Source organism: Alteromonas lipotrueae (genome assembly GCF_019249215.1).
Lineage (GTDB): Bacteria > Pseudomonadota > Gammaproteobacteria > Enterobacterales > Alteromonadaceae > Alteromonas > Alteromonas lipotrueae.
Genome location: NZ_JAESDI010000039.1, coordinates 1 through 1,127 on the forward strand (window position 1 = coordinate 1; position 1,127 = coordinate 1,127).

Annotated in this window: 1 protein-coding gene; it reads right to left on the reverse strand. The window is 46.0% G+C overall.

What is annotated here, in order from left to right; genetic code table 11:
* Positions 1-56 precede the first annotated feature (56 nt).
* A partial coding sequence (gene tuf, locus JKP82_RS20675) for an elongation factor Tu (RefSeq protein ID WP_218398579.1) occupies positions 57-1,127 on the reverse strand: 1,071 nt, incomplete at its 5' end.

Consider the following 1,127-nt stretch of genomic DNA (forward strand, 5'->3'; position numbering starts at 1 on the left):
GACACAAAAAAGGCGCTCAAATGAGCGCCTTCTTTTTATGCTTTGGTTTGCTTAGATTAAAGAATCTTAGCTACAACACCAGCACCTACAGTACGGCCACCTTCACGGATAGCGAAGCGTAAACCTTCGTCCATCGCGATTGGTGCAATAAGTTCTACTACGAACTTAAGGTTGTCACCAGGCATTACCATCTCTACGCCTTCTGGAAGCTCTACAGCACCAGTTACGTCAGTTGTACGGAAGTAGAACTGTGGACGATAGCCTTTGAAGAATGGAGTATGACGGCCACCTTCGTCTTTGCTTAGTACGTATACTTCAGCTTCGAATTTAGTGTGTGGGTTGATTGAACCAGGCTTAGCTAGTACTTGACCACGTTCAACGTCTTCACGCTTAGTACCACGTAGAAGAACACCAACGTTCTCACCAGCGCGACCTTCGTCTAGAAGTTTACGGAACATTTCAACACCAGTACAAGTCGTCTTAGTCGTATCTTTGATACCAACGATTTCTACTTCTTCACCAACTTTAACAATACCTTGCTCTACACGACCCGTTACTACTGTACCACGGCCTGAGATTGAGAATACGTCTTCGATTGGAAGAATGAACGGCTTATCGATAGCACGCTCTGGCTCTGGGATGTATGAATCAAGAGCTTCACCAAGTTCGATGATTTTCTTTTCCCATTCTGCATCGCCTTCAAGGGCTTTAAGTGCAGAACCTTGGATAACTGGAAGGTCATCGCCTGGGAATTCATATTCGCTAAGAAGTTCACGAACTTCCATTTCTACTAGCTCTAGAAGCTCTTCATCATCAACCATGTCACATTTGTTCATGAATACGATGATGTAAGGAACACCAACCTGACGACCAAGTAGGATGTGCTCACGAGTCTGAGGCATAGGGCCATCAGTCGCAGCTACTACTAGGATCGCGCCGTCCATCTGAGCAGCACCGGTGATCATGTTTTTAACGTAATCAGCGTGTCCTGGGCAGTCTACGTGAGCGTAGTGACGAGTAGGAGTGTCATACTCTACGTGAGATGTAGAGATGGTAATACCACGAGCTTTTTCTTCAGGCGCGTTATCGATTTGATCGAAAGCCTGAGCTGAACCACCGTATGTCTT